The sequence below is a fragment of the Nocardia cyriacigeorgica genome (assembly GCF_029868385.1).
Classification (GTDB): Bacteria; Actinomycetota; Actinomycetes; order Mycobacteriales; family Mycobacteriaceae; genus Nocardia; species Nocardia cyriacigeorgica_F.
This window is the reverse complement of record NZ_JARWNX010000062.1, coordinates 437,100-461,103: the sequence shown is the minus strand read 5'-3', so window position 1 is coordinate 461,103 and position 24,004 is coordinate 437,100. Positions and strand designations below refer to the sequence as shown.

The 24,004-nt window shown below is 68.8% G+C and carries 18 protein-coding genes and 1 pseudogene; 10 read left to right on the top strand and 9 right to left on the bottom strand.

Annotation, left to right across the window (positions count from 1 at the left end):
* Nucleotides 1-49: 49 nt before the first annotated feature.
* Nucleotides 50-1,864: an aspartate--tRNA ligase gene (gene aspS, locus QH168_RS24910; RefSeq protein WP_280468130.1), complete on the top strand. Its 1,815-nt coding sequence runs from the start codon at nucleotides 50-52 to the stop codon at nucleotides 1,862-1,864.
* Between the two features lie 51 nt (nucleotides 1,865-1,915).
* On the opposite strand, the gene QH168_RS24905 is transcribed toward aspS, so the two are convergent.
* Complete coding sequence (locus QH168_RS24905) at nucleotides 1,916-2,860, bottom strand: hypothetical protein (protein ID WP_280468128.1); 945 nt, start codon at nucleotides 2,858-2,860, stop codon at nucleotides 1,916-1,918.
* Between the two features lie 192 nt (nucleotides 2,861-3,052).
* On the opposite strand from QH168_RS24905, the gene QH168_RS24900 reads away from it, so the two are divergent.
* Nucleotides 3,053-4,222 (top strand): phosphotransferase family protein, encoded by a 1,170-nt coding sequence (locus QH168_RS24900; RefSeq protein WP_280468127.1) that lies wholly within the window; start codon nucleotides 3,053-3,055, stop codon nucleotides 4,220-4,222.
* A gap of 164 nt (nucleotides 4,223-4,386) precedes the next feature.
* On the opposite strand, the gene QH168_RS24895 is transcribed toward QH168_RS24900, so the two are convergent.
* Nucleotides 4,387-6,045 carry an alkaline phosphatase D family protein gene (locus QH168_RS24895; RefSeq protein ID WP_432421162.1) on the bottom strand — a complete coding sequence of 553 codons (1,659 nt, stop codon included), beginning with the start codon at nucleotides 6,043-6,045 and terminating at the stop codon, nucleotides 4,387-4,389.
* A 169-nt stretch (nucleotides 6,046-6,214) separates the two neighbouring features.
* Between QH168_RS24895 and QH168_RS24890 the strand changes: the two genes are divergently transcribed.
* The 5 genes from QH168_RS24890 to QH168_RS24870 all read left to right on the top strand — a co-directional run bounded on the left by QH168_RS24890 (nucleotide 6,215) and on the right by QH168_RS24870 (nucleotide 13,228).
* Nucleotides 6,215-7,570, top strand: coding sequence for a replication-associated recombination protein A (locus QH168_RS24890; protein WP_280468126.1), 1,356 nt, complete (start codon nucleotides 6,215-6,217; stop codon nucleotides 7,568-7,570).
* Between the two features lie 79 nt (nucleotides 7,571-7,649).
* Nucleotides 7,650-10,316 (top strand): alanine--tRNA ligase, encoded by a 2,667-nt coding sequence (gene alaS / locus QH168_RS24885; protein ID WP_280468124.1) that lies wholly within the window; start codon nucleotides 7,650-7,652, stop codon nucleotides 10,314-10,316.
* Nucleotides 10,316-10,873, top strand: a complete 558-nt coding sequence (gene ruvX, locus QH168_RS24880) for a Holliday junction resolvase RuvX (RefSeq protein WP_280468122.1) — start codon at nucleotides 10,316-10,318, stop codon at nucleotides 10,871-10,873. Before alaS ends, ruvX begins: the two co-directional genes overlap by 1 nt.
* A complete protein-coding gene (locus QH168_RS24875) occupies nucleotides 10,870-12,405 on the top strand; it encodes an endolytic transglycosylase MltG (protein ID WP_280468121.1) in 1,536 nt (511 codons plus the stop codon). Before ruvX ends, QH168_RS24875 begins: the two co-directional genes overlap by 4 nt.
* Entirely contained in the window at nucleotides 12,395-13,228 is an 834-nt protein-coding gene (locus tag QH168_RS24870; RefSeq protein ID WP_280468119.1) for a shikimate dehydrogenase, read from the top strand. The genes QH168_RS24875 and QH168_RS24870 overlap by 11 nt, the downstream gene beginning before the upstream one ends.
* 124 nt (nucleotides 13,229-13,352) lie before the next feature.
* On the opposite strand, the gene trpB is transcribed toward QH168_RS24870, so the two are convergent.
* Entirely contained in the window at nucleotides 13,353-14,594 is a 1,242-nt protein-coding gene (gene trpB, locus QH168_RS24865; protein ID WP_280468117.1) for a tryptophan synthase subunit beta, read from the bottom strand.
* Between the two features lie 183 nt (nucleotides 14,595-14,777).
* On the opposite strand from trpB, the gene QH168_RS24860 reads away from it, so the two are divergent.
* The gene (locus QH168_RS24860; protein WP_280468115.1) at nucleotides 14,778-15,245 is read left to right on the top strand and encodes a B-4DMT family transporter; all 468 of its coding nucleotides are present in this window, start codon (nucleotides 14,778-14,780) and stop codon (nucleotides 15,243-15,245) included.
* A gap of 32 nt (nucleotides 15,246-15,277) precedes the next feature.
* Here QH168_RS24860 and aroB read toward each other — a convergent pair whose 3' ends face one another.
* From aroB to QH168_RS24830, 6 genes and pseudogenes are all read right to left on the bottom strand, one after another.
* On the bottom strand, nucleotides 15,278-16,402 hold the full coding sequence (gene aroB / locus QH168_RS24855) for a 3-dehydroquinate synthase (RefSeq protein ID WP_280468113.1): 1,125 nt from the start codon (nucleotides 16,400-16,402) through the stop codon (nucleotides 15,278-15,280).
* Nucleotides 16,403-16,740: 338 nt separating this feature from the next.
* Nucleotides 16,741-17,262 (bottom strand): annotated as a pseudogene (locus QH168_RS24850) (shikimate kinase); the annotation flags it as partial.
* Nucleotides 17,259-18,476, bottom strand: a complete 1,218-nt coding sequence (gene aroC / locus QH168_RS24845) for a chorismate synthase (RefSeq protein ID WP_280468328.1) — start codon at nucleotides 18,474-18,476, stop codon at nucleotides 17,259-17,261. The pseudogene QH168_RS24850 and the gene aroC, both read right to left, overlap by 4 nt.
* A gap of 96 nt (nucleotides 18,477-18,572) precedes the next feature.
* The gene (locus tag QH168_RS24840) at nucleotides 18,573-19,091 is read right to left on the bottom strand and encodes an A24 family peptidase (RefSeq protein ID WP_280468111.1); all 519 of its coding nucleotides are present in this window, start codon (nucleotides 19,089-19,091) and stop codon (nucleotides 18,573-18,575) included.
* Between the two features lie 156 nt (nucleotides 19,092-19,247).
* Entirely contained in the window at nucleotides 19,248-19,904 is a 657-nt protein-coding gene (locus QH168_RS24835; RefSeq protein ID WP_280468109.1) for a TetR family transcriptional regulator, read from the bottom strand.
* A gap of 22 nt (nucleotides 19,905-19,926) precedes the next feature.
* Nucleotides 19,927-22,170: an MMPL family transporter gene (locus tag QH168_RS24830; RefSeq protein WP_280468107.1), complete on the bottom strand. Its 2,244-nt coding sequence runs from the start codon at nucleotides 22,168-22,170 to the stop codon at nucleotides 19,927-19,929.
* 101 nt (nucleotides 22,171-22,271) lie between these two features.
* Here QH168_RS24830 and QH168_RS24825 point away from each other — a divergent pair, with 101 nt between their 5' ends.
* Together QH168_RS24825 and efp are read left to right on the top strand one after the other, a co-directional pair.
* Nucleotides 22,272-23,399, top strand: coding sequence for a M24 family metallopeptidase (locus QH168_RS24825; RefSeq protein WP_280468106.1), 1,128 nt, complete (start codon nucleotides 22,272-22,274; stop codon nucleotides 23,397-23,399).
* Nucleotides 23,400-23,434: 35 nt separating this feature from the next.
* Nucleotides 23,435-23,998: an elongation factor P gene (efp, locus tag QH168_RS24820; RefSeq protein ID WP_280468104.1), complete on the top strand. Its 564-nt coding sequence runs from the start codon at nucleotides 23,435-23,437 to the stop codon at nucleotides 23,996-23,998.
* Nucleotides 23,999-24,004: the final 6 nt, after the last annotated feature.

The window sequence follows — 24,004 nt, the reverse complement described above, 5'->3', positions numbered from 1 at the left end:
CTTGCACCGGGAGGGCGTTTCCGGTGCCACATTCGTCGAAAGGAACATCGTGCTGCGCACCCACTTGGCTGGTTCGCTGCGAAGCGAGCACGCCGGTCAGACCGTCACCCTCAGCGGCTGGGTGGCCCGGCGGCGTGACCACGGTGGCGTGATCTTCATCGATCTGCGCGACGCGTCCGGAGTGGCGCAGGCGGTGTTCCGTGAGGGTGAGGCCGCCGAACAGGCGCATCGCCTGCGCGCGGAATACTGCGTCAAGGTCACCGGCGTGGTCGAGCAGCGTCCCGCGGGCAACGAGAACCCCGATCTGCCCACCGGCGCCATCGAGGTGAACGTCAAAGAACTGGAGGTGCTCAACGAGAGCGCCCCGCTGCCGTTCCAGCTCGACGAGCAGCCCGGCGAAGAGGCTCGGCTGACCCATCGGTACCTGGACCTGCGCCGTGAGGGCCCGGCCCATGCCATCCGGTTGCGGTCCAAGGTCAACGCCGCCGCGCGCCATGTGCTGGCCCGCCATGAATTCGTGGAGGTGGAGACCCCCACGCTGACGCGGTCGACCCCGGAGGGTGCCCGCGACTTCCTGGTGCCCGCGCGGTTGCAGCCCGGCAACTTCTACGCCCTGCCGCAGAGCCCGCAGCTGTTCAAACAGCTGCTCATGGTCGGTGGTATCGAGCGCTACTACCAGATCGCGCGCTGCTACCGCGATGAGGACTTCCGCGCCGACCGGCAGCCCGAGTTCACTCAGCTCGACATCGAGATGAGCTTCATCCGCCAGGAGGACGTGATCCTGCTGGCCGAGGAGATCCTGGTGGCGCTGTGGGAACTCATCGGCTACGAGATCCCCACGCCGATCCCGCATATGACCTACCACGAGGCGATGCGCCGGTTCGGCAGCGATAAGCCCGACCTGCGCTTCGGCGTGGAGATCACCGAGTGCACGGAGTTCTTCTCCGACACGCCGTTCCGGGTGTTCCAGGCGCCGTATGTCGGCGCGGTCGTGATGCCGGGCGGTGCGAGTCAGCCGCGTCGTCAGCTCGACGCCTGGCAGGAGTGGGCCAAGCAGCGCGGTGCCAAGGGTCTGGCGTACGTGCTGATCGACGACGACGGTGTGCTCGGCGGACCGGTCGCGAAGAACCTCAGCGAGACCGAACGAGCCACCCTCGCCGACCACGTCGGCGCCAAGCCGGGTGACTGTGTGTTCTTCGCCGCGGGCGCGCCCAAGGCGCAGCGGGCGCTGCTCGGCGCCGCGCGTGGCGAGATCGCGCGCAAGGTCGGCCTGATCGATGAGAACGCGTGGGCGTTCGTCTGGATCGTGGACGCGCCGATGTTCGAGCCCGCCGCCGAGGCGACCGCGAGCGGCGATGTGGCGCTGGGTTATTCGGCGTGGACGGCGGTGCATCACGCGTTCACCTCGCCGAAGCCGGAGTCGATGGACACCTTCGACACCGATCCGGGATCGGCGCTGGCCTACGCCTACGACATCGTCTGCAACGGTAACGAGATCGGTGGCGGCAGTATTCGTATCCATCGCCGTGACGTGCAGGAACGCGTTTTCGAGGTGATGGGTATCAGCCAGGAGGAGGCGCAGGAGAAGTTCGGATTCCTGTTGGACGCCTTCGCCTTCGGCGCACCGCCGCACGGTGGTATCGCCTTCGGTTGGGATCGGATCACCGCGCTGCTGGCCGGACTGGATTCGATCCGCGAGGTGATCGCCTTCCCGAAGACCGGCGGCGGTGTCGACCCGCTGACCGATGCGCCCGCGCCCATCACCGCGCAGCAGCGTAAGGAAGCCGGGCTCGACGCCAAGCCGGAAGTCAAGGGCGTGACCGAGGTTTCGGGCGTCGGGGTGGCCGAAACCGCCACGAGCTAGCGACGGACCTCACGAACGGCCGGTCCGGGAGGACCGGCCGTTCGTTGTCTCTCAGATCGCCGCCACCTGCCCACCGGTCATGGTGCGGTAGGCGTAGGTCACCGCGATGGTCGCCACCGGACCGGCCACCAGCAAGCCGAAACCACAGGCCAGTAGGCCGAGTAGCGCGACGACCATGACCGTCAGCGTGAGCAGCAGCACCGGCACCGCATTGGCGATCACCAGCTTGACGCTCGAGGTGATGGCCTCGATCGGGCCCTGGTCCTGATCGACCACGAAATGCAGCGAGAACATGCATGCCATGCCGACGGCGATACCGGGCAGCAGGCACAGTGTGGAGGCGATGCAGGTCGCCAGGAAGGCCAGCACGGCGGTCAGCAGCACGTTACCGGCGTTGCCGATATGAAAGTACGAGCCGAAAGTCGCTGGATAGCCGTTGGTTTCGTAGAGGGCGCCACGGACCATCGCGGCCTGGAGCAGCCACAGTCCGACCATCACCGCGAGGAAGATGAACAGCACCGTCAGCGCCGAACGCGGTGCGAGCAGCTGTACCACCGCGACGAACAGCAGATAGATCACCAGGCCGAGCGCGCTCACCGCCAACCACGGGCCGGGATTTCGGCGAAATTTCTCCCAGCCGTAACTGAGCGCATGGCCCACGTCGAGCGGGCTCGGGACGCCGGTGCCACTCTGACTCTGGTACCCGTAGGTCGCCGGTCGCGGGGACGGTCCGGTGCCGGGCGGACCATAGCTCGGCTGTGCTTGCGCGCCGCTGGGCGGCGGCGCCGGTTGGGCCGGCTCGTTGCCGTACTGGGCGGCGCCGGGGCCCTCGAACTGCGGGTATCCTGCGGCGCCCGGCATTTCGTGGCGGCCGTGGCCCGACGGACCGGACGGATAGGGCGCGGACGGATCGCCGCCGGGGCCCTGCCCCGTTCCGCCGCCCGGCGCGGGCTTGTCGCCGGACGGTTGCGGCGCGGCGGATGGTGTGTCGGTCACGGTGATCGACCTTTCGGGTCAGCTGGTTTGCGGTGTGGCGCACGGTAGTTGACGACCAGGAAACAGCACGGCTGCCATCGTCTCAAGTGATCGGCGCCCACTACCAGACCGACGCGCAGACACGCCGAGCGACGCGGAAAGGTTGCGCAACCGCTCGCTAGAAGTGACCCGATGCGAGTACTTTGATCTGTGATGACCGCACTATTGGCCGAACGCGCCACCGAAGTCGTGTCCGCAGCACAACAGTTGCTCACCAAGCGCATGGGTGCTCCGGTGAAGCTGAGCGATCCCATCGAACTCAGCGGCAGTGGTAGGACGACGGTCCTACGCGTGCGTGTTGCCGAGAACGCCTTCTCGCTACCTCGGACGCTGATCCTCAAACAGGTGCGCGGCACCGCGCCGATGCCACGCAACGCGGGCATCACACCCGGCGTCGCCAGCATCGACTCCGCGTTCCTCCGGGAGGCGGTGTCCTACCAGTTCACGACCGCGCTGAGCCGCGAACAGCGGCCCGGCGCCTATCTCATCGCGCACAGCCTGCCCGACCGGCTGCTCGTGCTCAGCGACCTCGGCGAGAACACCCGACTCACCAGCGTGCTGCAATCGGGCGCCGAACCGGCCACCCAGAACGCCATGATGGCGTTCGCGCAGGCCCTCGGCCGCATGCACGCCGCGACGGTGGGCCGGGAAGCCGATTTCGTCGCGCTGCTGCGCCGGGTCGATGTGGCCCACCGCATCGACGGTATCGCCCAGCAGGCCGAGGCTGCCGTCGCCGAGGTACCCGGGTTGCTGCGCCGGGAACTCGGGGTCGACGTGCCCGAGGAGCTGGCCACCAGGATCGTGCACGCCGCCCGCCTGTTCTCCGGTGGACGGTTCCGTGCGTTCAGCCCGTCGGACCTGTGCCCGGACAACGTCATCCTCAACGATGAGGGCGCCCGCATCCTCGACTACGAGTGGGGCGGCTTCCGTGACGCCACCCTCGATATCGCCTACGCTCTTGTCTCGTTCCCCGGCTGCCTGTGCGATGTGGAACTCTCGCGCGAGCGCGCCGCCCATATGGTCGAGGCCTGGCGCGCCGAGGTGGTCGGTGTGTGGCCCGCCCTCGCCGAGGACACCCTGCTCGCCGAGAAGATCCTGGAAGCGCGCCTGATCTGGGTCTGGCTGTCCACCTACTGGTTCCTGCCCGCCGATCACACCCGCATCGCCGCCGCCCGCGAACACGGACTGTCGGTGCCGCGTTCGGAGGCGCTGATCAATCGCTGGGCCGCGCTCGCCGAGGACGCACGCGTCACCGGTGACGATGTGATCGGTGATTTCGCGGAGGGGATGACGGCCGTGCTCGTGGAGCGCTGGGCGGAGTAGTAGCCGGTCCGGCTCGCCGGATCCCCCGCTGGCGCGGAACCGGAGTCCCGACCTGACGAGTCCGAGTACCGCCGAGGTGCCCGGCCGTCGGCGCGAGGACCCGAGCGCCGCGAGAAGGCCCGTCTCGACAATCGAGTCCAGCGACAGTGCGCCGCCCGGAACTATCAGGCGGGCGCGGGTCGTGGCTCGACCCGCCCGCCCGTCCGCACCGCGAACGACGCGCCGTGACGAAACCCGGTGCCGGGATCGGCGACGTCGAACACGTAGAACCAGTCCATCTGCGTCTGCGCGGCGGTGACATCGAGCACCCCGAATCCGTGCGAATCCAGCTCGACGTAGCGCAGGTGCCGGTTGACGCCCTTGATCGCCTCCTCCACCGGAACCGTTGCGGTCCGCGGCGGCGCCTGCATGAACTCACCCACGCTGGACGAGGTCACCGACGGCACCACGAACTCCGCGCCGATGCTCGGCCCGGCCGGGTCGGCGGCGTTCACCGGGAGATCCGCCGCCCAGGATGAATGGATATCGCCGGTCAGGAACACCACATCGGATACGCCGTGCTCGGTGATGGCCCGATACAGCCGCGCCCGGTCGGCGGTGTAGCCGTCCCACTGGTCGGCGTTGGCGGGCAGGCCCGACTGCGGGATACCCATCGTCCGGGTGAGCGCGGCGGTGGTGTTCGGATCCAGCGGCGGAAACACCAGCGGCGCGATCATCACCGAATTGCCCACCAGCTTCCAGGTTGCCGTCGACGACGCCAGTCCCGCGGTGAGCCACTCCATCTGGGCTTGTCCGGTCATGGTGCGTGCCGGGTTGTCCACCTCACGCCAGCCCGCACCCGGCTTCACCTCCTGATCGCGGTAGCTGCGCAGATCCAGCATCGACAGCTCGGCCAGGGTGCCGAACCGCAACCGCCGATAGATCCGCACATCAGTACCCGAACTCGACGCCCGCACGGGCATCCACTCCAGATAGGCCCGCGCGGAGGCGGCCTTGCGGTCGGCCCACGGTCCCTGGGTGGCGGGATCGTGCTTGCTGGAACCACCGGACCACGAATTGTCCGCGGACTCGTGGTCGTCCCAGGTGCAGATGAACGGCACCAGCGCGTGCAGCCGCTGGAGGTCGGGATCGGTTTTGTACTGGGCGTGCCGGATGCGGTAGTCGGCGAGGGTGACGATCTCGGTGGCCGGATCGTGCGGGCGCACCGATCCGGTACGGCCGCCGTATTCGCCGCGCCCGTATTCGTACAGGTAATCGCCCAGATGCAGGATGGCGTCGAGGTCGGCGCGGTCGGCCAGATGACGGTAGGCGCCGAAGAATCCGGCCTCCCAGTTCGCGCACGACACCACACCGAAGCGCAGCCGGTCCGGGGCGGCGTCGAGGTCGGGCGCGGTCCGGGTGCGCCCGATCGGCGATATCTGATCGAGCGCGGTGAATCGGTAGAAGTACACACAGCCCGGCGCCAGTCCGCCGACGTCGATCTTCACCGTGTGGTCGGCGGCCGCGGTGGCCGTGGTCGAGCCGGAGGCGGTGATGGAGGCGAAATCCTCGTCGGCGGCCACCTCCCAGCGCACCGTCGCGGGCGCGCCGCTGCCCGAGCCGGGGGCGGCGTCGTCGGCGACGGTGACGCGCGTCCAGATGATCACGCCGTCGGGCAGTGGATCACCGGAGGCGACGCCGTGCCGGAACACCGGCGAACCCGCACGCGCGGGGGCCGCGAACGCGATACTCGCACCGGCCGCGGCGACCGCCCCGCCCATGAGTACCGCGCGTCGCCGCACCGCGGCAGTATCTGAAACGACCACGTTTTCAGCCACGATCATTGATCACAGTCGATCGGCTCGGCACTCGCAAATCGACCTGCCGCGCGCCGCGCGACGCACCTGGCGGGCGTGTCGGACCCGGCCGGTAGCGTCAGCGGCAAATGAGCGAGCCAATGATGAACCCGGCCGAGCGGTTGCCCGCGACGCCGAGCGCCGGTGAGGTGGCGGTATGAGCGACGGACTGTTCGACGTGCCGGATGCGGCGCTTCCTGGAACCGGCGCACCCGACGCCCACACCACCTTCCACGGTCCCGGTGCTACGGCCCCGCTGGCCGTGCGGATGCGCCCCGCCACCTTGGACGAGGTCGTCGGCCAGCAGCATCTGCTCGGCCCCGGCTCACCACTACGCAGGCTGATCGAGGGCTCGGGAGCGGCGTCGGTGCTGCTGTACGGCCCGCCGGGCACCGGAAAGACCACGCTCGCCTCGCTGATCTCTCAGGCGACCGGGCGCCGGTTCGAAGCGCTGTCGGCGCTGTCGGCGGGTGTCAAGGAAGTGCGCGCGGTCATCGATATCGCGCGCAGGCGGCTGACCGCCGGTGAGCAGACGGTGCTGTTCATCGACGAGGTGCACCGCTTCTCCAAAACTCAGCAGGACGCGTTGCTGGCCGCGGTGGAGAACCGGATCGTGCTGCTGGTGGGCGCGACCACGGAGAACCCCTCGTTCTCGGTGGTGTCCCCGCTGCTGTCGCGGTCGCTGGTGCTGCAACTGCGTTCGCTGACCGAGGACGACATCCGCACCGTGCTCGGCCGCGCCATCGCCGATCCGCGCGGGCTCGACGAACAGTTCACCGTCACCGAGGCCGCGCTCGACCACATCGTGCGCATCGCGGGCGGCGATGCCAGGCGCGCGCTCACCGCGCTGGAGGCGTCGGCGGAATCCTCACTCGACGGCACCGTCGACGTCGATCTGGTGGAGGCCAGCGTCGACAAGGCGGCCGTCCGCTACGACCGCGCCGGTGATCAGCACTACGACGTGATCAGCGCCTTCATCAAATCCATTCGCGGCTCCGATGTGGATGCCGCACTGCACTACCTGGCCAGGATGCTGAGCGCGGGGGAGGACCCGCGATTCATCGCCCGCCGGTTGATGATCCACGCCAGCGAGGACATCGGCATGGCCGACCCGACGGCGCTACAAACCGCCACCGCCGCCGCGCAGGTGGTGCAGCTGGTCGGGCTGCCCGAATGCCGACTGGCCCTGGCGCAGGCCACCATCCATCTGGCGACCGCACCCAAATCGGGTGCGGTGGTCGCGGCGATCGGCGCCGCCATGACCGATGTGTCGGCGGGTAAGGCCGGTGCGGTGCCGCCGCATCTGCGCGACGGCCATTACGCGGGCGCCGCCCAGCTGGGCCACGCCAGGGGCTACCGCTATCCGCACAACGATCCGGGGGGCGTGCTCGCCCAGCAGTATCCGCCCGACGAACTCGTCGGCGTCGACTACTACCACCCGACCGATCACGGCCATGAGCGCGCCGTCGGGCCGCGGGTGGACAAGTTGCGTCGCATCGTGCGCGGTGAATGACGCCCGCCGCGCACGGGTGTGACGTGCACGGTCGACTCGATGAAAAACCGGGTGCACCGCACCGGTAGGCTGGATATTTGTGCAGACCCACGAGATCCGACGGCGATTCCTGGACCATTTCGTGCGCGCCGGGCATACCGAGGTGCCCAGTGCCTCGTTGATCCTCGACGACCCGAACCTGCTGTTCGTCAACGCGGGCATGGTCCAGTTCAAGCCGTACTTCCTCGGCCAGGAGACCCCGCCGTTCGCGCGGGCGACGAGCGTGCAGAAATGCGTGCGCACCGGCGATATCGAAGAAGTGGGCATCACCACCCGGCACAACACCTTCTTCCAGATGGCGGGCAACTTCTCCTTCGGTGACTACTTCAAGGAAGGTGCGATCACCTTCGCGTGGGAGCTGATCACCACACCGCAGGAGCAGGGCGGGTACGGATTCGATCCCGAACGCATCTGGGTCACCGCCTACGAGTCCGATCCCGAGGCCGCCGAGATCTGGCGCCGGGTCGCGGGCATTCCCGAGGAGCGGATCCAGTTCCGCGACGGCAAGGACAACTACTGGGATATGGGTGTGCCGGGTCCGGGCGGCCCGTGTTCGGAGATCTACTACGACCGCGGCCCCGAGCATGGCAAGGACGGCGGCCCGGTCGCCGACGAGGACCGTTACCTCGAGATCTGGAACCTGGTTTTCATGCAGGACATCCGCGGTGAGCTGAGCCCCAAGCTCGGTCACCCGCCGGTGGGTGTGCTGCCGAAGAAGAACATCGACACCGGTATGGGCGTGGAGCGGATCGCGCTGCTGCTCCAGGGCGTCGACAACGTCTACGAAACCGATCTGCTGCGCCCGATCATCGATAAGGCCGAGGCGCTGACCGGCCGCTCCTACGGGGTCGAGCACGCCGACGATGTGCGCTTCCGGGTGATCGCCGACCATGCGCGCACCGCGGCCATGCTGATCGCCGACGGCGTCAACCCCGGCAACGACGGCCGCGGCTACGTGCTGCGCCGGCTGCTGCGGCGCATCGTGCGCTCGGCGCGGTTGCTCGGCGCGGACCAGCCGGTCATGAGCGAGTTCATGAAGGTCGTCAGCGAGCTGATGTCGCCGTCGTATCCGGAGCTGGCCACCGATTACGGCCGCATCGAGACCGTCGCGGCGGGCGAGGAAACTGCCTTCCTGAAGACGTTGAACACCGGTTCGAAGCTGTTCGACGACACCGCCGATTCGGTGAAGGCCGCCGGTGGCAAGACGATCGCCGGTTCGGACGCGTTCACCCTGCACGACACCTACGGTTTCCCGATCGACCTCACCCTGGAGATGGCCGCCGAGGCCGGGCTCTCGGTCGACGAGGAGGGCTTCCGCTCGCTGATGGCCGAACAGCGCCGTCGCGCCAAGGAAGACGCCCAGGCCCGTAAGCACGCGCACGCCGATCTGTCGGTGTACAAGGAACTGGTCGACCGTGGCGCCACCGAGTTCACCGGCTTCGACGAGCTGACCTCCGAGGCGCATGTGCTCGCGCTGATCGCCGACGGCGTCCGGGTGCCGACTGCCACCGCTGGCCACGATGTCGAGGTGATCCTGGACCGCAGCCCGCTCTACGCCGAGTCCGGTGGCCAGATCGCCGACCGCGGCACCATCACCGCGTCGGGGTTGAAGCTGCGGGTCAACGACGTGCAGAAGATCGCCAAGAAGGTGTGGGTGCACAAGTGCACCGTGGAGCAGGGCCAGATCACCGAGGGCGATGTGGTGCTCGCCCAGGCCGATCCGGCCTGGCGTCGCGGCGCGACCCAGGGCCATTCGGGCACCCATATGGTGCACGCCGCGTTGCGGCAGGTGCTCGGCCCCAACGCCGTGCAGGCCGGTTCGCTGAACAAGCCGGGGTACCTGCGTTTCGACTTCAACTGGCAGGGGCAGCTCTCCGAACAGCAGAAGGCCGATATCGAGGCCGTCTCCAACGACGGTGTCGGCGCCGACTACCCGGTGAACACCTTCGTCACCGATCTGCCCAAGGCCAAGCAGATGGGCGCGCTCGCGCTCTTCGGTGAGAACTACGGCGACCAGGTGCGCGTGGTGGAGATCGGTGGACCGTTCTCCATGGAGCTGTGCGGTGGCACCCATGTGCAGCATTCCTCGCAGATCGGTCCGATCACCCTGCTCGGTGAGGCGTCGGTCGGTTCCGGTGTACGGCGCGTGGAAGCGTTCGTCGGCCTGGATTCCTACCGGTACCTGGCCAAGGAACGCGCGCTGCTCGCCGGTGTGGCGTCCTCGCTGAAGGTGCCCTCCGAGGAGGTTCCCGCCCGCGTCGAACAGCTGGTGGAGCGGTTGAAGGTGGCCGAGAAGGAACTCGAGCGCACCAAGATCGCCGCCGTGCTCGCCTCCGCGGGCACCCTTGCCGACGGCGCCGAACGCATCGGTGGGCTGCTGCTGGTGGCCGCTGCCGCACCCGAGGGCGTCGCAGCGGGTGATCTACGCACCCTCGCCACCGATATCCGCGGCCGCCTCGGCAGCAACCCGGCCGTGGTGGTGCTGCTCGGCAATACCGACGGCAAGGTGCCGTTCGTCGTCACGGTGAACACACCGGCTCAGGAACTCGGCTTCAAGGCGGGTGATCTGGTCGCGAGCTTCGGCCCGAGTATCTCCGGCCGCGGTGGCGGCAAACCGGAGATGGCCCAGGGCGCGGGCTCGGATCCCTCGGGGATCGCGGCCGGTCTGGCCGCGGTCCGGGCTCGGGTGGCCGAACTCGTCGGCTGATGGGGGAATCCGTGAGCGCCGCTCACCCGGGCGATCGGCCCGATCCCGCCACCGACCCGGGGCGGGGCAGGCGGATCGCCATCGACGTCGGCAGTGTGCGCATCGGAGTCGCCTCCAGTGACCCCGATGGCATCCTCGCCACGCCGGTGGAAACCGTGCCGAGAGCCACACCGAATCCGCGCACGGCCGGGCCGGGGCCCGACATCACCAGAATTGCCGAGATTGTGCGGGAGTACGAAGCCGTCGAAATCGTCGTCGGCTTGCCGCGCACGTTACGCGGGGAAAAGGGCACGGCCGCTACGCTGGCAATCGCGTTCGCCGATCGTTTGCGGCCGGTCGTCGCCCCGGTGCCTATACGACTTTCCGACGAACGTTTGACTACGGTGTCAGCTGCACGTGCATTGCGGGACAGCGGAGTTCGTGCACGCGGTCAGCGGCAGGTGATCGACCAAGCCGCTGCCGTGTCGATCCTGCAGGGATGGTTGGACGAACGGAGTTCGGTGTTGAAGTCGGTCGGAGAAGCGGTACATCGCGCGTCGTCCGGAGATGATGCATGACCGATCGGTGGGCGCGGGCCGAGGAACGCTACCGTCAGCGGGAAGCCGACCGGCGATATCGCCGCGACGACGCGGCGTGGGGGCGGGACAGTCGTGCGGGCGCGGGGGGTGCGGACAGCGCCACCGATGACGAGTGGGATTACCTCGAAGACGACGACACCACCGTCATCCCCCGATACACCGACGACGAGTTCGATGAACCCGAACTCGAACCGGAGCCCGAGCCCGAACCGGCACCGGCCCGGCGTGCCGCCTCGACACGCACCAAGAGCGGCGCCCGGACCCGGCCGCGCTCGGAAGCCGCCGAATCGCGACGCGGCGGGCGGCAACGTCCAGGATCGCGGTCCAAGAAGCGGACGCGGGTGGCTTCACGTAAGGCCGCCGAACGTAAACGTCGCCGCCGCACCATGCTGCTGATCGGTGCCGTCTTCGCGGTGCTGTTCCTCGGCGCGGCGGGTTTCGCCGGTATGAAGCTGATGGACGGCTATGCCCCCGCCGAGGATTTCGCCGGACCTGCCGGGCCGCCGGTGATCGTGCGCGTGCATCAGGGGGAGACCGCATTGCAGATCGCCGATGCGATGGCCGAGAAGGGCGTCGTCGCGAGCAGCGCCGCGTTCTACGAGGCCGCGGTGCGGAACACGAACATGAACTCGGTGCAGCCCGGGTATTACGCCATCCCGAGCCGCAGCCCGGCCGCCGAGGCGGTGACGGCGCTCGTGCAGCCCGAATCACGGGTGGGCGCGCTCGTCATCTCCGAGGGCAGGCAGCTGCACGATCAGCACGATGTGAACACCGGCTCACGCCATGAAGGCATCTACACGAAGATCGCCGAGGCCAGCTGCATCGGTACCGGACCCGAGCGCAAGTGCGTCACCTACGAACAGCTCGCGGCCGCGGGTGCCGGCATGGACCTGGCGGCACTCGGTGTACCGGAATGGGCGATGGACGCGGTGCGTCAGGTGCCCGACCGGGCGCGCCAGCTCGAAGGTCTGATCGCCGCGGGGAGCTTGGATTTCGATCCGAGCGGTTCGCCGGAGCAGATTCTGAAGGAACTGGTCAGCACGAGCGCGGCACTCTACGAGTCCACCGGCCTGCTGCAATCCGGCGCCGAATCCGGCCTGACGCCCTACGAGTCGCTGATCGCGGCCTCACTGGTCGAACGCGAAGCGCGGCCCGACGATATGGGCAAGGTCGCGCGAGTGATCGTGAATCGGTTGAAGGTCGATCAGCCACTGCAATTCGACTCCACCGTGAACTACGCCCTCGACACCACCGAGCTGGCCACCACCGACGCCGACCGTGCACAGGTCACACCGTGGAACACCTACGCCATGTCCGGGCTGCCCGCCACACCCATCGCCTCGCCGTCGACGGCGGCACTGCGCGCGGTGGAACAACCCGAACCCGGTCCGTGGCTGTACTTCGTGACGATCGATCAGCAGGGCACCACCTTGTTCACCCAGAGCTATGCCGAACATCTGCGCAATATCGACCGCGCCATGGAGAGCGGGATCCTCGACAGTGGCCGCTGAGTCCTCCGCCATCGAGGTGCGCAAGGCTGCGGTGCTCGGTAGCCCGATCGCGCATTCGCGGTCGCCGCAACTGCATCTGGCCGCCTATCGTGCGCTCGGATTGCCCTGGACCTACGAGCGCATCGAATGCACGGCCGAGCAGTTGCCCGGTCTGGTCGACGGACTCGGTCCCGAATGGGTGGGACTGTCGGTCACCATGCCCGGCAAGGAAGCCGCGCTCGCTTATGCGACCGAACGCACCGAGCGCGCGGAACTGGTGGGCTCGGCCAACACCCTTGTCCGCGTCGACGGCGGCTGGCGCGCGGACTGCACCGATGTCGACGGCGTGCTCGGCGCGCTGCGCGGCGGTGGCGTCAGCACCCTGTCGGAGGCCGTGGTGCTCGGCGCGGGCGGTACCGCTCGTCCGGCGCTGCTCGCCCTGGCGGAACTGGGCGCGCGGACGGTGACGATCGTGGCCCGCGATGCCGGGCGGGCCGCGAGTGCGGTGGATCTCGCGCATCGGCTGGGATTGACGGCCTCGGTCGTCGGCTTCGATCCCGCCGCGGTGGGTGCCGCCGCAGCCCGCTCGGGCGCGGCGGTCAGTACCGTCCCGTCCGCCGCCGCGGCTGCCGTGGCCGCCGCGGTCGCCGCCGCACCGGTGGTGCTGGACGCGATCTACAACCCGTGGCCGACGCCGTTGGCCGAGGCCGTCGCCGCCGCGGGCCATACGGTGGTCAGCGGTCTGGACATGCTCATCAACCAGGCCTACGGGCAGGTCGAGCAGTTCACCGGGCACCCGGCGCCGCGCGCGGAAATGGCTGCGGCGCTCGAACTCTCGCGCTGAACTGTCCCGCCGCGCCCGGCTCCCGTCGCACCATGCTGATCAGCGGCTCCCCCTCGCGTCCGCGCTGGTGCTCCAGGTCGAGCCGTTCCATGCTCGCGTGGCAGCGGTGCCGATACCGCGGCCCTCAGTGGTCGAGGCCGAGTCGTTCGGCGGCGATGGCGAGATCCTTGTCGCCGCTGCCCGACAGACACAGCACGACCAGCGTGCCCGGCGCCAGCTCACCGCGTTCGGCCCGTTCCATCAGATGTCCCACCGCATGGGCGGATTCGAGGGCCGCGAGCAATCCCTCGGTGCGGCTGAGCGCACGCATACCGCGTAGCGCGACGATGTCGGTGGCGGTGCGGATACTCGCTCGTCCGGTATCGCGCAGATGGCTGAGTTCAGGGCCGACGCCCGGATAGTCGAGTCCGGCCGCGATGCTGTGGGTGCGACGGATCTGGCCGTCGGAGTCCTGGAGCAGATAGCTGAACGTGCCATCCATCTCGCCGGTGGTTCCCGCGGTCAGGGTGGCGGCGTGCTCACCGCTGGATACACCGCGGCCCGCCGCCTCGACGCCGACCAGTTCGACCTCGGGATCGGCGGCGAAGGGATGGAACAGTCCGAGGGCGTTGCTGCCGCCGCCGACACAGGCGAGCACGAGGTCGGGCAGCCTGCCCTCGGCCCGGAGGATGCCGTCGCGTGTCTCGGCGCCGATCACCGTCTGGTAGTCGCGCACCATCTGGGGGTAGGGCGCGGGTCCTACCACCGTGCCGAGCAGCAGATGGGTGCTGGGCAGACTGGCGACCCAGTCGCGGACCGAGGCGCTGATCGCGTCCTTGACCCGGCGGCTGCCGGTATCGACCGTCCGCACCTCGGCGCCGAGCAGTCGCATCCGGGCCACCGGGGCGGGCTGGCGGCGGATGTCCTCGTCGCCCATGTAGATCACGCATTCCAGGCCGAGCATCGAGCACACGGTGGCCACCGCGACGCCGTGCTGTCCGGCGCCCGTTTCGGCCACGATCCTCGTCTTGCCCATGCGGACCGCGAGCAGTGCCTGACCCAATGCGTTGTTGATCTTGTGCGAGCCGGTGTAGGCCATGTCCTCGCGTTTGAGATAGACCCGAAGGCCGGGAACTCCCAGTGTCGCGGCGAAGCGGGGGACCTGATGCAGCCGGGTCGGGCGTCCCATGCGGTCGCGGAGCAGGGTGGTGAGCCGGTCGGTGAACGTCGGATCGGTGCGGGCCATGCGGTAGGCCTTTTCGAGCGCGAGCAGCGCGGGCATGAGGCCTTCGGGGACATAGCGTCCGCCGAATGCGCCGAACCGGCCGTTCTCGTCGGGGTATACGCCGTATCGATAGATCGGCTCCACACCGAGATCGAGAACCATCCGCGCCTTCGCCTCCGTCGTCGAGAACCGACCAGGAAGTCTCTACCAGTGATGCGACCGGCTCACCATGGTTGGGAAACGTGGCAGTGAATGGCGGGTGAGGGATGCGGGGGATTTCGACGCGGACAACTCTGTAACGGGTTCTAGTTTTGCGCGAGGGGGTCGGGGGTTATGGTGGTCGGCATGACAGCTTGGGTGTTGCGGGCCACAGTGCTCGGTGCGCTGGTCGTGGCCCTGCGGGTCCTGCTGGGATTCGGCATGGTGAACTGGCCGACGCAGGGCTCCTGGATGCGGCTGCTGTGCCTCGCGGTGATCATCGCCGTCGTGGTCGGCTGGGGCTTTCTCGACGGCCGCCGCGATCGGGCCGCGCACCCGGATGCCGACGGCGGCGCCGATCTGACCATTCCGTGGCTGAAAGCCGCGGTGGCCGGTGGACTCGGCAGCGGACTGGTGTCGTGGGTACTGGATCTGGTGCCGCGTTTCTCGCTCGGCGACAACGGCCTGCTGTTCGAGATGACCGCGGGCGCGTCGTTCATCGTGCTGCTGATCTTCATCCCCGGACTGGCCGGAATCGCGATCGGCCGGCGGGTCGGCGGCAAGAACGGCGCGGCCACGGCCGGTTCACACCAGCCGGTGGCCGCGGCATCCTGAGGTGATTTGGGACTAGCCCGGGATCGTCACCGCTACAGCAGGATCGCCCCGCCCGAACCCGGCTCCGGATCACGGGCGATGGCCGAGTACGCGGCGGCCAGCAGCGTCGGATCGGGTCCTTCGAGCCTGCCGGGCTTGGCCAGACCGTCGAGGACCACGAAACGCAGTACGCCCGAACGGGTCTTCTTATCGGTCTGCATCGACTCGAGCAGTTGCGGCAGGGCGTCCGCGTCGTAGGTGGTGGGCAGGCCGACACTGGCCAGCACCGTGCGGTGCCGGTCGGCGGTGGCGTCATCGAGGCGACCGGCCAGGCGACCGAGTTCGGCGGCGAACACCAGACCCACCGACACCGCGGCGCCGTGACGCCAGCGGTAGCGCTCGCGGCGCTCGATCGCATGACCGAGGGTGTGGCCGTAGTTCAGGATCTCGCGCAGCGCCGCTTCCTTGAGGTCGGCGGCCACCACCTCCGCCTTGACCGCGATGGCGCGGCGGATCAGTTCCGGCAGCACCTCGCCGGTGGGGTCGAGCGCGGCCTTCGGATCGGCTTCGACCAGGTCGAGGATCACCGGGTCGGCGATGAAACCGGCCTTGATGATCTCGGCCATACCCGCGACGATCTCGTTGTGCGGCACCGTCTCCAAGGTCGCCAGATCGACGAGCACCGCGGCGGGTTCATGGAAGCAGCCGACCAGGTTCTTGCCCGCTTCGGTATTGATACCGGTCTTCCCACCGACGGCGGCGTCCACCATGGCCAGCAGGGTGGTGGGCACATGCACGATCTTCACCCCGCGCATCCAGGTGGCGGCCACGAAACCGGCCAGGTCGGTGGCCGCGCCGCCGCCGAGGCTGACGATGACGTCGTTACGGGTCAACCCGATCCGGCCGAGCACCTCCCAGCAGAAACCGGCGACGGCCAGATCCTTCCCGGCTTCGGCGTCGGGGATCTCGATGCGGTGCGCGTCGATCCCGGTGTCGGCCAGCGCCTTGCGCACGGCTTCGGCCGTTTCGGCCAGCGGCGGCTGATGGAAGATCGCGACGGTGCGCACACCGGAGCCGCTGCCGGTGACCGACTCGACGAGTTCGCCGAGCAATCCGCGGCCGATGATCACCGGATACGGGTCGGCGGTGCGGACCTGGATGCGACTCGGCTCTGTCACGTGCTCTGCTCCGATTCTGTGCGTTCCTGTTGTGTACGTGCGCGGGCACGAGCCCGGCGAGCTCTGGCTCGGCGTGACCGGCCATTGGCGGATGCGCTCGCGGTCGTACCGTTCTGGCTCGCCGTGGCGTTGCCGGACTGTCCGGTGGTGGTCGTCCCGGTCTGCTCGGCCGTGCCGTTCTGCCCGTTCGCGGCGGACTGCGCGGCCTTACGGGCCGCGGCCCGTGCCCTGGACCTGCGCCGTGCCCTGGATCTGTTGCTGCCCTGCGGGTTGGTGGCGCGGGGCGTCCGGTTCTGTGGTTCGGCGGTATCGGCACCGGCCGGTCGCACCGACTCCAGTGACAGTTTGCCGAGGATCATCTTCACCACCCGGCCGGGGCTGCGCCCGTCGGTGCGCACCCGGACGGTTGCGACCTCCCGGTACAGCGGCCGACGTCGCCGCATCAGTTCCCGGTACTTCGCCCCGGGATCGACGCCGTTGAGCAGTGGACGCGCGGTGCTGGTTCCGGTGCGCCGAAGTCCCTCGGCCACACTGATTTCCAGATACACCACGGTTCGGTCGCGCAGCAGTGCCCTGGTGTTCTCCGAGAGCACCGCGCCGCCGCCGAGCGACACCACACCGGGTTCGTCGAGGACGGCGCGGCGCACCACGCGCTCCTCGATCCTGCGGAACTCCTCCTCGCCATCGGTGGCGAAGATATCGGCGATGCTGCGCCCGGTCTCGTGTTCGATGCCCGCGTCGGTGTCGTACAGCTCGACCCCGAGTTCGCGAGCGAGCTTACGGCCGATCGTCGATTTGCCCGCCCCCGGAGGTCCGACCAGCACCACGCGCGGCGCGCGCGGGTCGGCCTGGGAAGTCATCGCGCCCGACTGTCCGCGTCGGTCGGCGCCACATGCGGACGGGTGCTGATGCGCTTGACGTAGCTGGTGATGTTGTCGGTGATCTCGGCGATCGAATCGCCGCCGAACTTCTCCAGCGCCGCCTGCGCGACCACCAGCGCCACCATCGATTCGGCCACCACACCCGCGGCGGGCACTGCGCACACATCGGAGCGCTGATGGATCGCCACGGCTTCCTCGCCGCTGCTCATATCGACGGTCGACAGTGCACGGGGCACCGTCGAGATCGGCTTCATCGCGGCGCGCACCCGCAGCGCCTCGCCATTGGTCATACCGCCTTCGAGGCCACCGGCGCGGTTGGTGGAGCGCAGTACGCCGTCGGGGCCGGGGCGCATCTCGTCGTGCGCCTGGCTGCCGCGGCGGCGCGCGGTCTCGAAACCGTCACCCACCTCGACACCCTTGATTGCCTGAATGCCCATGAGCGCGGCGGCCAATCGGGAGTCGAGACGGTTCTCGCCGCTGGTGAACGAGCCGAGGCCGACCGGAAGTCCCTCGACCACGACCTCGACCACACCGCCGAGGGTGTCGCCGTCCTTCTTGGCCGCCTCGATCTCGGCGATCATGGCCGCTTCGGCGTCGGCGTCGAAGGCACGCACCGGGCTCGCGTCGATCGCGGCCAGATCGGTGGCGGTGGGGGTGTGGCCGGTGGTGTTGGCGGCGCCGCCGATCGAGATCACATGCGAGACGACCTCCACCCCGAACGCCTGCCGCAGGAACGCCCGCGCCACCGTGCCAGCCGCGACCCGTGCCGCGGTCTCGCGGGCACTGGCCCGCTCCAGGACCGGGCGGGCGTCGTCGAAGCCGTACTTGAGCATGCCCGAGTAATCGGCATGACCGGGGCGTGGCCGGGTCAGCGGGGCATTGCGGGCCAGATCGGCCAGCTCGTCCGGATCGACCGGATCGGCGGACATGACGGTGGTCCACTTGGGCCATTCGGAGTTGGCCACCTCGATGGCGACCGGGCCACCCATGGTGCGCCCGTGGCGCACACCGCCGACGAGGGTGACCTTGTCGGCCTCGAACTTCATCCGGGCGCCGCGCCCGTACCCGAGGCGTCGGCGCGCCAACTGTGCGGAGATCTCGTCCGATGTCACCTCGACCCCGGCCACCATCCCCTCGACGATGGCGACGAGAGCGGGACCATGGGATTCTCCAGCAGTTATCCAGCGCAGCACGCCGTCCATCTTTCCATGGGAACGCTCCCGGCCGGGAAACCGGTCCATCGTGATCAGCGGCACGCTCCCCGCCCGAGCACAACGGTTGCCGCGCGGTCACCCGAACACCACTGCCAGCAGCGTCGCCAGGCACATCGACGGACCGTGCGGCACGGTGACCGGGGCCGCGCCGACCGGTGGGGTCGGTGCGCGGATGTGCCGCCACGGTCTGCGGCTCCGCAGCGACGCCGCGGCCGGTGCCGATATCGACGGGCCGGTCGACGCCGCAATGAGCGCGCCGATGCCCGCGAGTGCGGTCAACGCGGGAGCCCCCACCGCGGCCCAGACCCATGCCTGCCCGCCGCTCATCCCCGCTGCTGCCCCGAGCCCGACAGCGAGTTTGACGTCACCCGCGCCGAATGCCACCGGTGAGATCAGGTGCACCACGAGATAGGCGAGGGTGAGCAGCGCCGCACCCGCGGCCGCAGCCGATGTCCGGCCCGTAGCCACCGCATAAAGGAAGATGACGACAGCGCCGGGCCCGGTGAGCGCATCGGGGAGCCGACGAGACCGGATATCGCTGACACTCAACGCGATACACCACGCACCCAGCGCGAACAGCGCACATATCTCCATACGTCGACAGTGCCGGTTCTGCCTTCGGTCGACAGCCCCTGATCGCACGGATGTGGATAACCGTCCCGGCTGTGAACGCCGACCGATTCACATATGGCCACCGTGCTGTCCTGCCCCGTCGGCCACCTCACCGCACGACGTCGAGGTGTGCCCGATTCAGAAGGTGAGTCCCGCTCCCAGTCGATCGAGTGCCTCATCGAATATCGGAATGACATCGAGGTCGGGGTTCTCGGTCCACCGGCGCATGAACCCGAGCGCGATACCGACGATGGCGCCGGTGAACCAGGTGATCTGCGGATCGTCGGCGCTGCGCCCGGAGCGTTGTGCCACCTGGTCGGCGATCGCGCGTTCCAGGGTCAGGAGGTTGGTGAGCGTTGCCCCGCGCAGGCCGGGTTCTTCCAGCATCAGCCTGGTCCGTCGCCTGCCGAGTTCGAAATCTGCCTCCGTCATCTCGGCGGTGACCGCGCGGAAGGCGGCGCGCAGCGATTCGATGACGGTCGACTCGGCGGGCTGTTCGGCGATCTTGGTGAACAAGACATTGTCGAACTCGTCGGAGATCACCAGATCTTCTTTGGTGGGGAAATAGCGATACACGGTGCTCGGCGCGACCTCGGCCGCCGCGGCGACGGCTTCCACCGGGGTGGCGTCGTATCCATTGGCCTCGAACAGCGTCATGGCGTGACGCTGGATGGCCGCGGCGGTGCGGGCCTTCTTGAGTTCACGGAGCCCGACGGCTGGTTTCGCTCGGCCCGTCGTCGGCCCGGAAGGCTCTGCGGCAGCCGCGGATTGCTGATCTCGAACCGACGAACTCACCGTGTACCCCTACTCCCTGTGCTCATTTCCGCGGATGCGCCTGCTTCGATTCTGCTACAGCGGTCTCGGCTGCGGCCGGTATGCCGAGCGACGCCGCCGGTGCGCGGTGCGATGCGGCGGGCTCGCCGGTCGCGAGGTCGTCGAGCCGACGGCCCTCCACGTCGACCTCCGGCAGGACGCGATCGAGCCATCCGGGCAGCCACCAGCCGCGCGTGCCCAGCAGCGACATCGTCGCCGGCACGAGCGTCATCCGGACGATGAACGCATCGAAGAGCACGGCGACCGCGAGCGAGAATCCGAACGACTGCACCATGGGCGTCGCCGAGAACAGGAATCCGGCGAAAACGCTGATCATGATGATCGCCGCTGCCGTGACGACGCGGGCGCCCGCGGCGAATCCGTCGATGATCGCGGCATCGGTGCTCTCTCCGCGCAGGTGTTCCTCACGCATCCGGGTCACCAGGAACACCTGGTAGTCCATCGCAAGTCCGAACACCATGCCGATCAGCACCACCGGCAGCAGATTGACGATGAGCCCGGAGGAGTGCACGCCGAGCAGATCGGTGAACCAGCCCCACTGGAACACCGCGACCACCATGCCGAAGGTGGCTCCGACGCTGAGCAGGAATCCCGCGGCCGCCACCAGGGGCACCAGTACGGAGCGGAAGACCAGGATCAGCAGCACGAAGGCCAGTCCGCCGACCAGCGCGAGGTAGGGCAGCAGGGCGGCGAGCAGCTTCGCCGAGGAGTCGATATCGATCGCCGTCTGGCCGGTGACCATCACTCTGGCGTCATCCGGCAGTGCAGTGCCGCTGGTCTCGGTGCGGATGGCGTCGAGAAGATCCTCGGTGGCGGCATCGGCCGGGCCGTGCTCGGGCACGACCGCGAACAAGGCGGTGCCGCCGGAGGCGTCGAACAGTGGTGGCGCAACCGCCACCACACCGTCGATGCCGTCGATGATGGTGCGCACCCTGGTGGCCGCCGCGGCGGCGTCACCGTCGGTGCCCGCGTCGACGACCACGGTGAGCGGACCGTTGACACCGGGGCCGAACCCGTCGGCGATCAGGTCGTAGGCCTTGCGCTGTGTGGTGTCGGCGGGCGCGGTGCCGTCGTCGGGAAAGCCGAGTCGCAGGTCCATCGCGGGCACCGCGGCGAGCAGCAGAATCGCTGTCGCGCCGAGCAGGACCGCGAGCCGGTGCGTGACCATGAATCCTGCCCACCGCCTACCCATCGGCATCCGCACGGGCCGCGCGTCGCGGCGGCGCGCCCGGACTCGCACCAACCGTGCACCTGCCGAGCCCATCAGCGCGGGCAGCAGCGTCAATGCCGCGACCACCGCCATGGCGACGGTGAACGCGGCCGCCAGACCGACCTGGGTGAGTGCGGGAATCCCGACCACCGACAGTCCGGCCAGCGCGATGACCACGGTGAGCCCGGCGAACAGCACCGCCGAACCGGCGCGGCCGACCGCCTGGCCCGCCGCCTCCGGCAGGTCGTATCCGTCCGCCGCGAGCTGGCGGTAGCGCAGGATGATGAACAGCGAATAGTCGATCGCGACCGCGATGCCCAGCATCAACGCCAGCGCCGAGGTATCGGAATTCAGATCGGTGAATCCGCTCGCCGCGGTGATCCCCGCCAGTCCGACCGTGAGCGCCGCGGCCGCCACCACCAGCGGTAGTCCGGCCGCGAGCAGTGATCCGAGGGTGATCAGCAGGACCATGGCGGCGACCAGCACACCGATCCCCTCACCGGCCCCCTCGTCCGGGGCGGACGCCGCGTCCCCGCCCGCTTCCGCGGTCCATCCGGCCTCGCGTGCGGTGGTCAGCGCCTCGGCGACAGCGTCGCGATCGGCCTCGGCGAGTTCTTCCCTGCCGACCCGATAGGACACCTCGAGCAGGCCGGTCCGCCCGTCGGGGGCCACCGCGTCCGCACCGAGTTCGCTCACCTGCGCGACATGTGGGCCCGCGCCGAGCCGGTCCCGGACCTGGTCGATCACCTCCGGCGCATCGCCGAGCCGGGCGCCTTCGGGAGCGACCAGCACGACGCGCGCTACCGCGCCGTTCGCGGCGACGCCGGGGAACCGCTGCGTCATCACATCGATCGCCCGTTGCGATTCGGTACCGGGCACCGTGAACGAATCCGAGGTCGGCCCGGACAGCACGCCCGCGCCCACCACCGCCCCCACGAGCACCGCGAGCCACACCGCCACGACCATGCCGCGGCGGCGGAAGCTCGCGACTCCCAACCGATAGAGCAGCACTGACATAGGAGACACCACCTATTTGAGAGTGAACTGTTAAATCGGAGTGTACTCCTAAAACGTGTTCGGGTGTCGGGCGCACCGGAGGACGGCGGTAGTTTTGACCCATGTCTGCTGATGCTGCGGGGCTGCGGCCCGACTACGCGGTGCGCCGGGGTGCGCTGCGGAGTCTGCTGGTGGAGAACGAGATCGACGGATTACTGGTCACCGACCTGATCAACATCAGGTACCTGACCGGCTTCACCGGTTCGAACGCCGCGCTGCTGGTGTCGTCATGGGACTCCCGCGATGCCGAGGAACGCACCGTCATCGGCACCGACGGCCGCTACCGCACCCAGGTCGCCGAACAGGTGCCGGACCTGCGTGCCGAGATCGTGCGTGCCAGCACCCGCCGGGTCGTCGAACTCGCGGGGGAGTGGCAGATCGGCCGGGTCGGCTACGAGAGCCACGTGGTCACCGTCGACGAGCACCGGGGCTTCGAGGAACTCGGCACCGGCCTCGAACTGGTCGCCACGCCCGGGCTGGTGGAACAGTTGCGCATGGTCAAGGACGCCTATGAGGTGGACCGATTGCGCGCGGCCTGCGCGGTCGGCGACGCGGCGCTGGCGACCCTGCTCGAACGGGGTGCGCTGCGTCCGGGGCGCACCGAACGCGAGGTCGCCCGCGATCTGGAATGGGCAATGTTCGAACACGGCGGTGAGGCCGTGGCCTTCGAGACCATCGTCGCCGCCGGTGCGAATTCCGCTGTCCCGCATCACCGTCCGACCGATGCGGTGCTGGCCGCCGGTGATTTCGTCAAACTCGACTTCGGGGCCGTGGTCGGCGGCTATCACTCCGATATGACCCGCACCCTGGTGCTCGGGTCGCCGAGCGACTGGCAGCGTGAGGTCTACGCACTGGTGCAGGAATCGCAGCGGGCCGGTCGGGAAGCGTTGCGGCCCGGTGTGCCGGTCGCCGACGTGGACGCCGCGGCCCGCGCGGTGATCGACGCCGCAGGCCACGGCGCGCTGTTCGTGCACGGGCTCGGGCACGGCGTCGGGCTGCGTATCCATGAAGCGCCCGGAATCGCGAAAACCGGCACGGGTACACTGCTGTCTGGCGTGGCGGTGACCGTCGAACCAGGTGTGTACTTTCCCGGCCGCGGCGGGGTCCGGATCGAGGACACGCTCGTGGTGCGCGAAGGGGGCCCGGAACTGCTCACCCACACCACCAAAGACCTGACCGTCGTCGACTGACGCCGGTCGCCGAGAACCGAGGAGATCCGAAGACAGTGGCGGACACCAGCGACTTCAAGAACGGCCTCGTGCTGAAGATCGACAATCAGCTCCAGCAGATCGTCGAGTTCCAGCACGTCAAGCCGGGCAAGGGCCCCGCGTTCGTGCGGACCAAGCTGAAGAACGTGGTCTCCGGCAAGGTCGTCGACAAGACCTTCAACGCTGGTGTGAAAGTGGAGACCGCGACCGTCGACCGTCGCGATATGACCTACCTGTACCACGACGGCTCCGATTACATCTTCATGGACGGCGAGACCTACGACCAGATCCACCTGGGCGAGGACACCGTCGGCAAGGCCGGTGGCTTCCTGCTGGAGAACATGGGCGTCCAGATCGCCATGCACGAGGGTGAGGCGCTGTTCATCGAACTCCCGGTCTCCATCGAGGTCGCGGTCACCCACACCGAGCCCGGCTTGCAGGGCGATCGCTCCAGCGCGGGCACCAAGCCCGCCACCATCGAGACCGGCGCCGAGGTGCAGGTCCCGCTGTTCATCAATGTCGGCGACAAGCTCAAGATCGACACCCGCGACGGCAGCTACATCAGCCGCGTCAACTCCTGACGCGCG

Coding starts and splice junctions, on each gene's coding strand:
- QH168_RS24900 (WP_280468127.1), top strand. CDS start 3,053: ATGACCGCACTATTGGCCGAACGCGCCACCGAAGTCGTGTCCGCAGCA.
- QH168_RS24895 (WP_432421162.1), bottom strand. CDS start 6,045: ATGATCGTGGCTGAAAACGTGGTCGTTTCAGATACTGCCGCGGTGCGG.
- QH168_RS24890 (WP_280468126.1), top strand. CDS start 6,215: ATGAGCGACGGACTGTTCGACGTGCCGGATGCGGCGCTTCCTGGAACC.
- ruvX (WP_280468122.1), top strand. CDS start 10,316: ATGGGGGAATCCGTGAGCGCCGCTCACCCGGGCGATCGGCCCGATCCC.
- QH168_RS24875 (WP_280468121.1), top strand. CDS start 10,870: ATGACCGATCGGTGGGCGCGGGCCGAGGAACGCTACCGTCAGCGGGAA.
- trpB (WP_280468117.1), bottom strand. CDS start 14,594: ATGGTTCTCGATCTCGGTGTGGAGCCGATCTATCGATACGGCGTATAC.
- QH168_RS24860 (WP_280468115.1), top strand. CDS start 14,778: ATGACAGCTTGGGTGTTGCGGGCCACAGTGCTCGGTGCGCTGGTCGTG.
- QH168_RS24840 (WP_280468111.1), bottom strand. CDS start 19,091: ATGGAGATATGTGCGCTGTTCGCGCTGGGTGCGTGGTGTATCGCGTTG.
- QH168_RS24830 (WP_280468107.1), bottom strand. CDS start 22,170: ATGTCAGTGCTGCTCTATCGGTTGGGAGTCGCGAGCTTCCGCCGCCGC.
- QH168_RS24825 (WP_280468106.1), top strand. CDS start 22,272: ATGTCTGCTGATGCTGCGGGGCTGCGGCCCGACTACGCGGTGCGCCGG.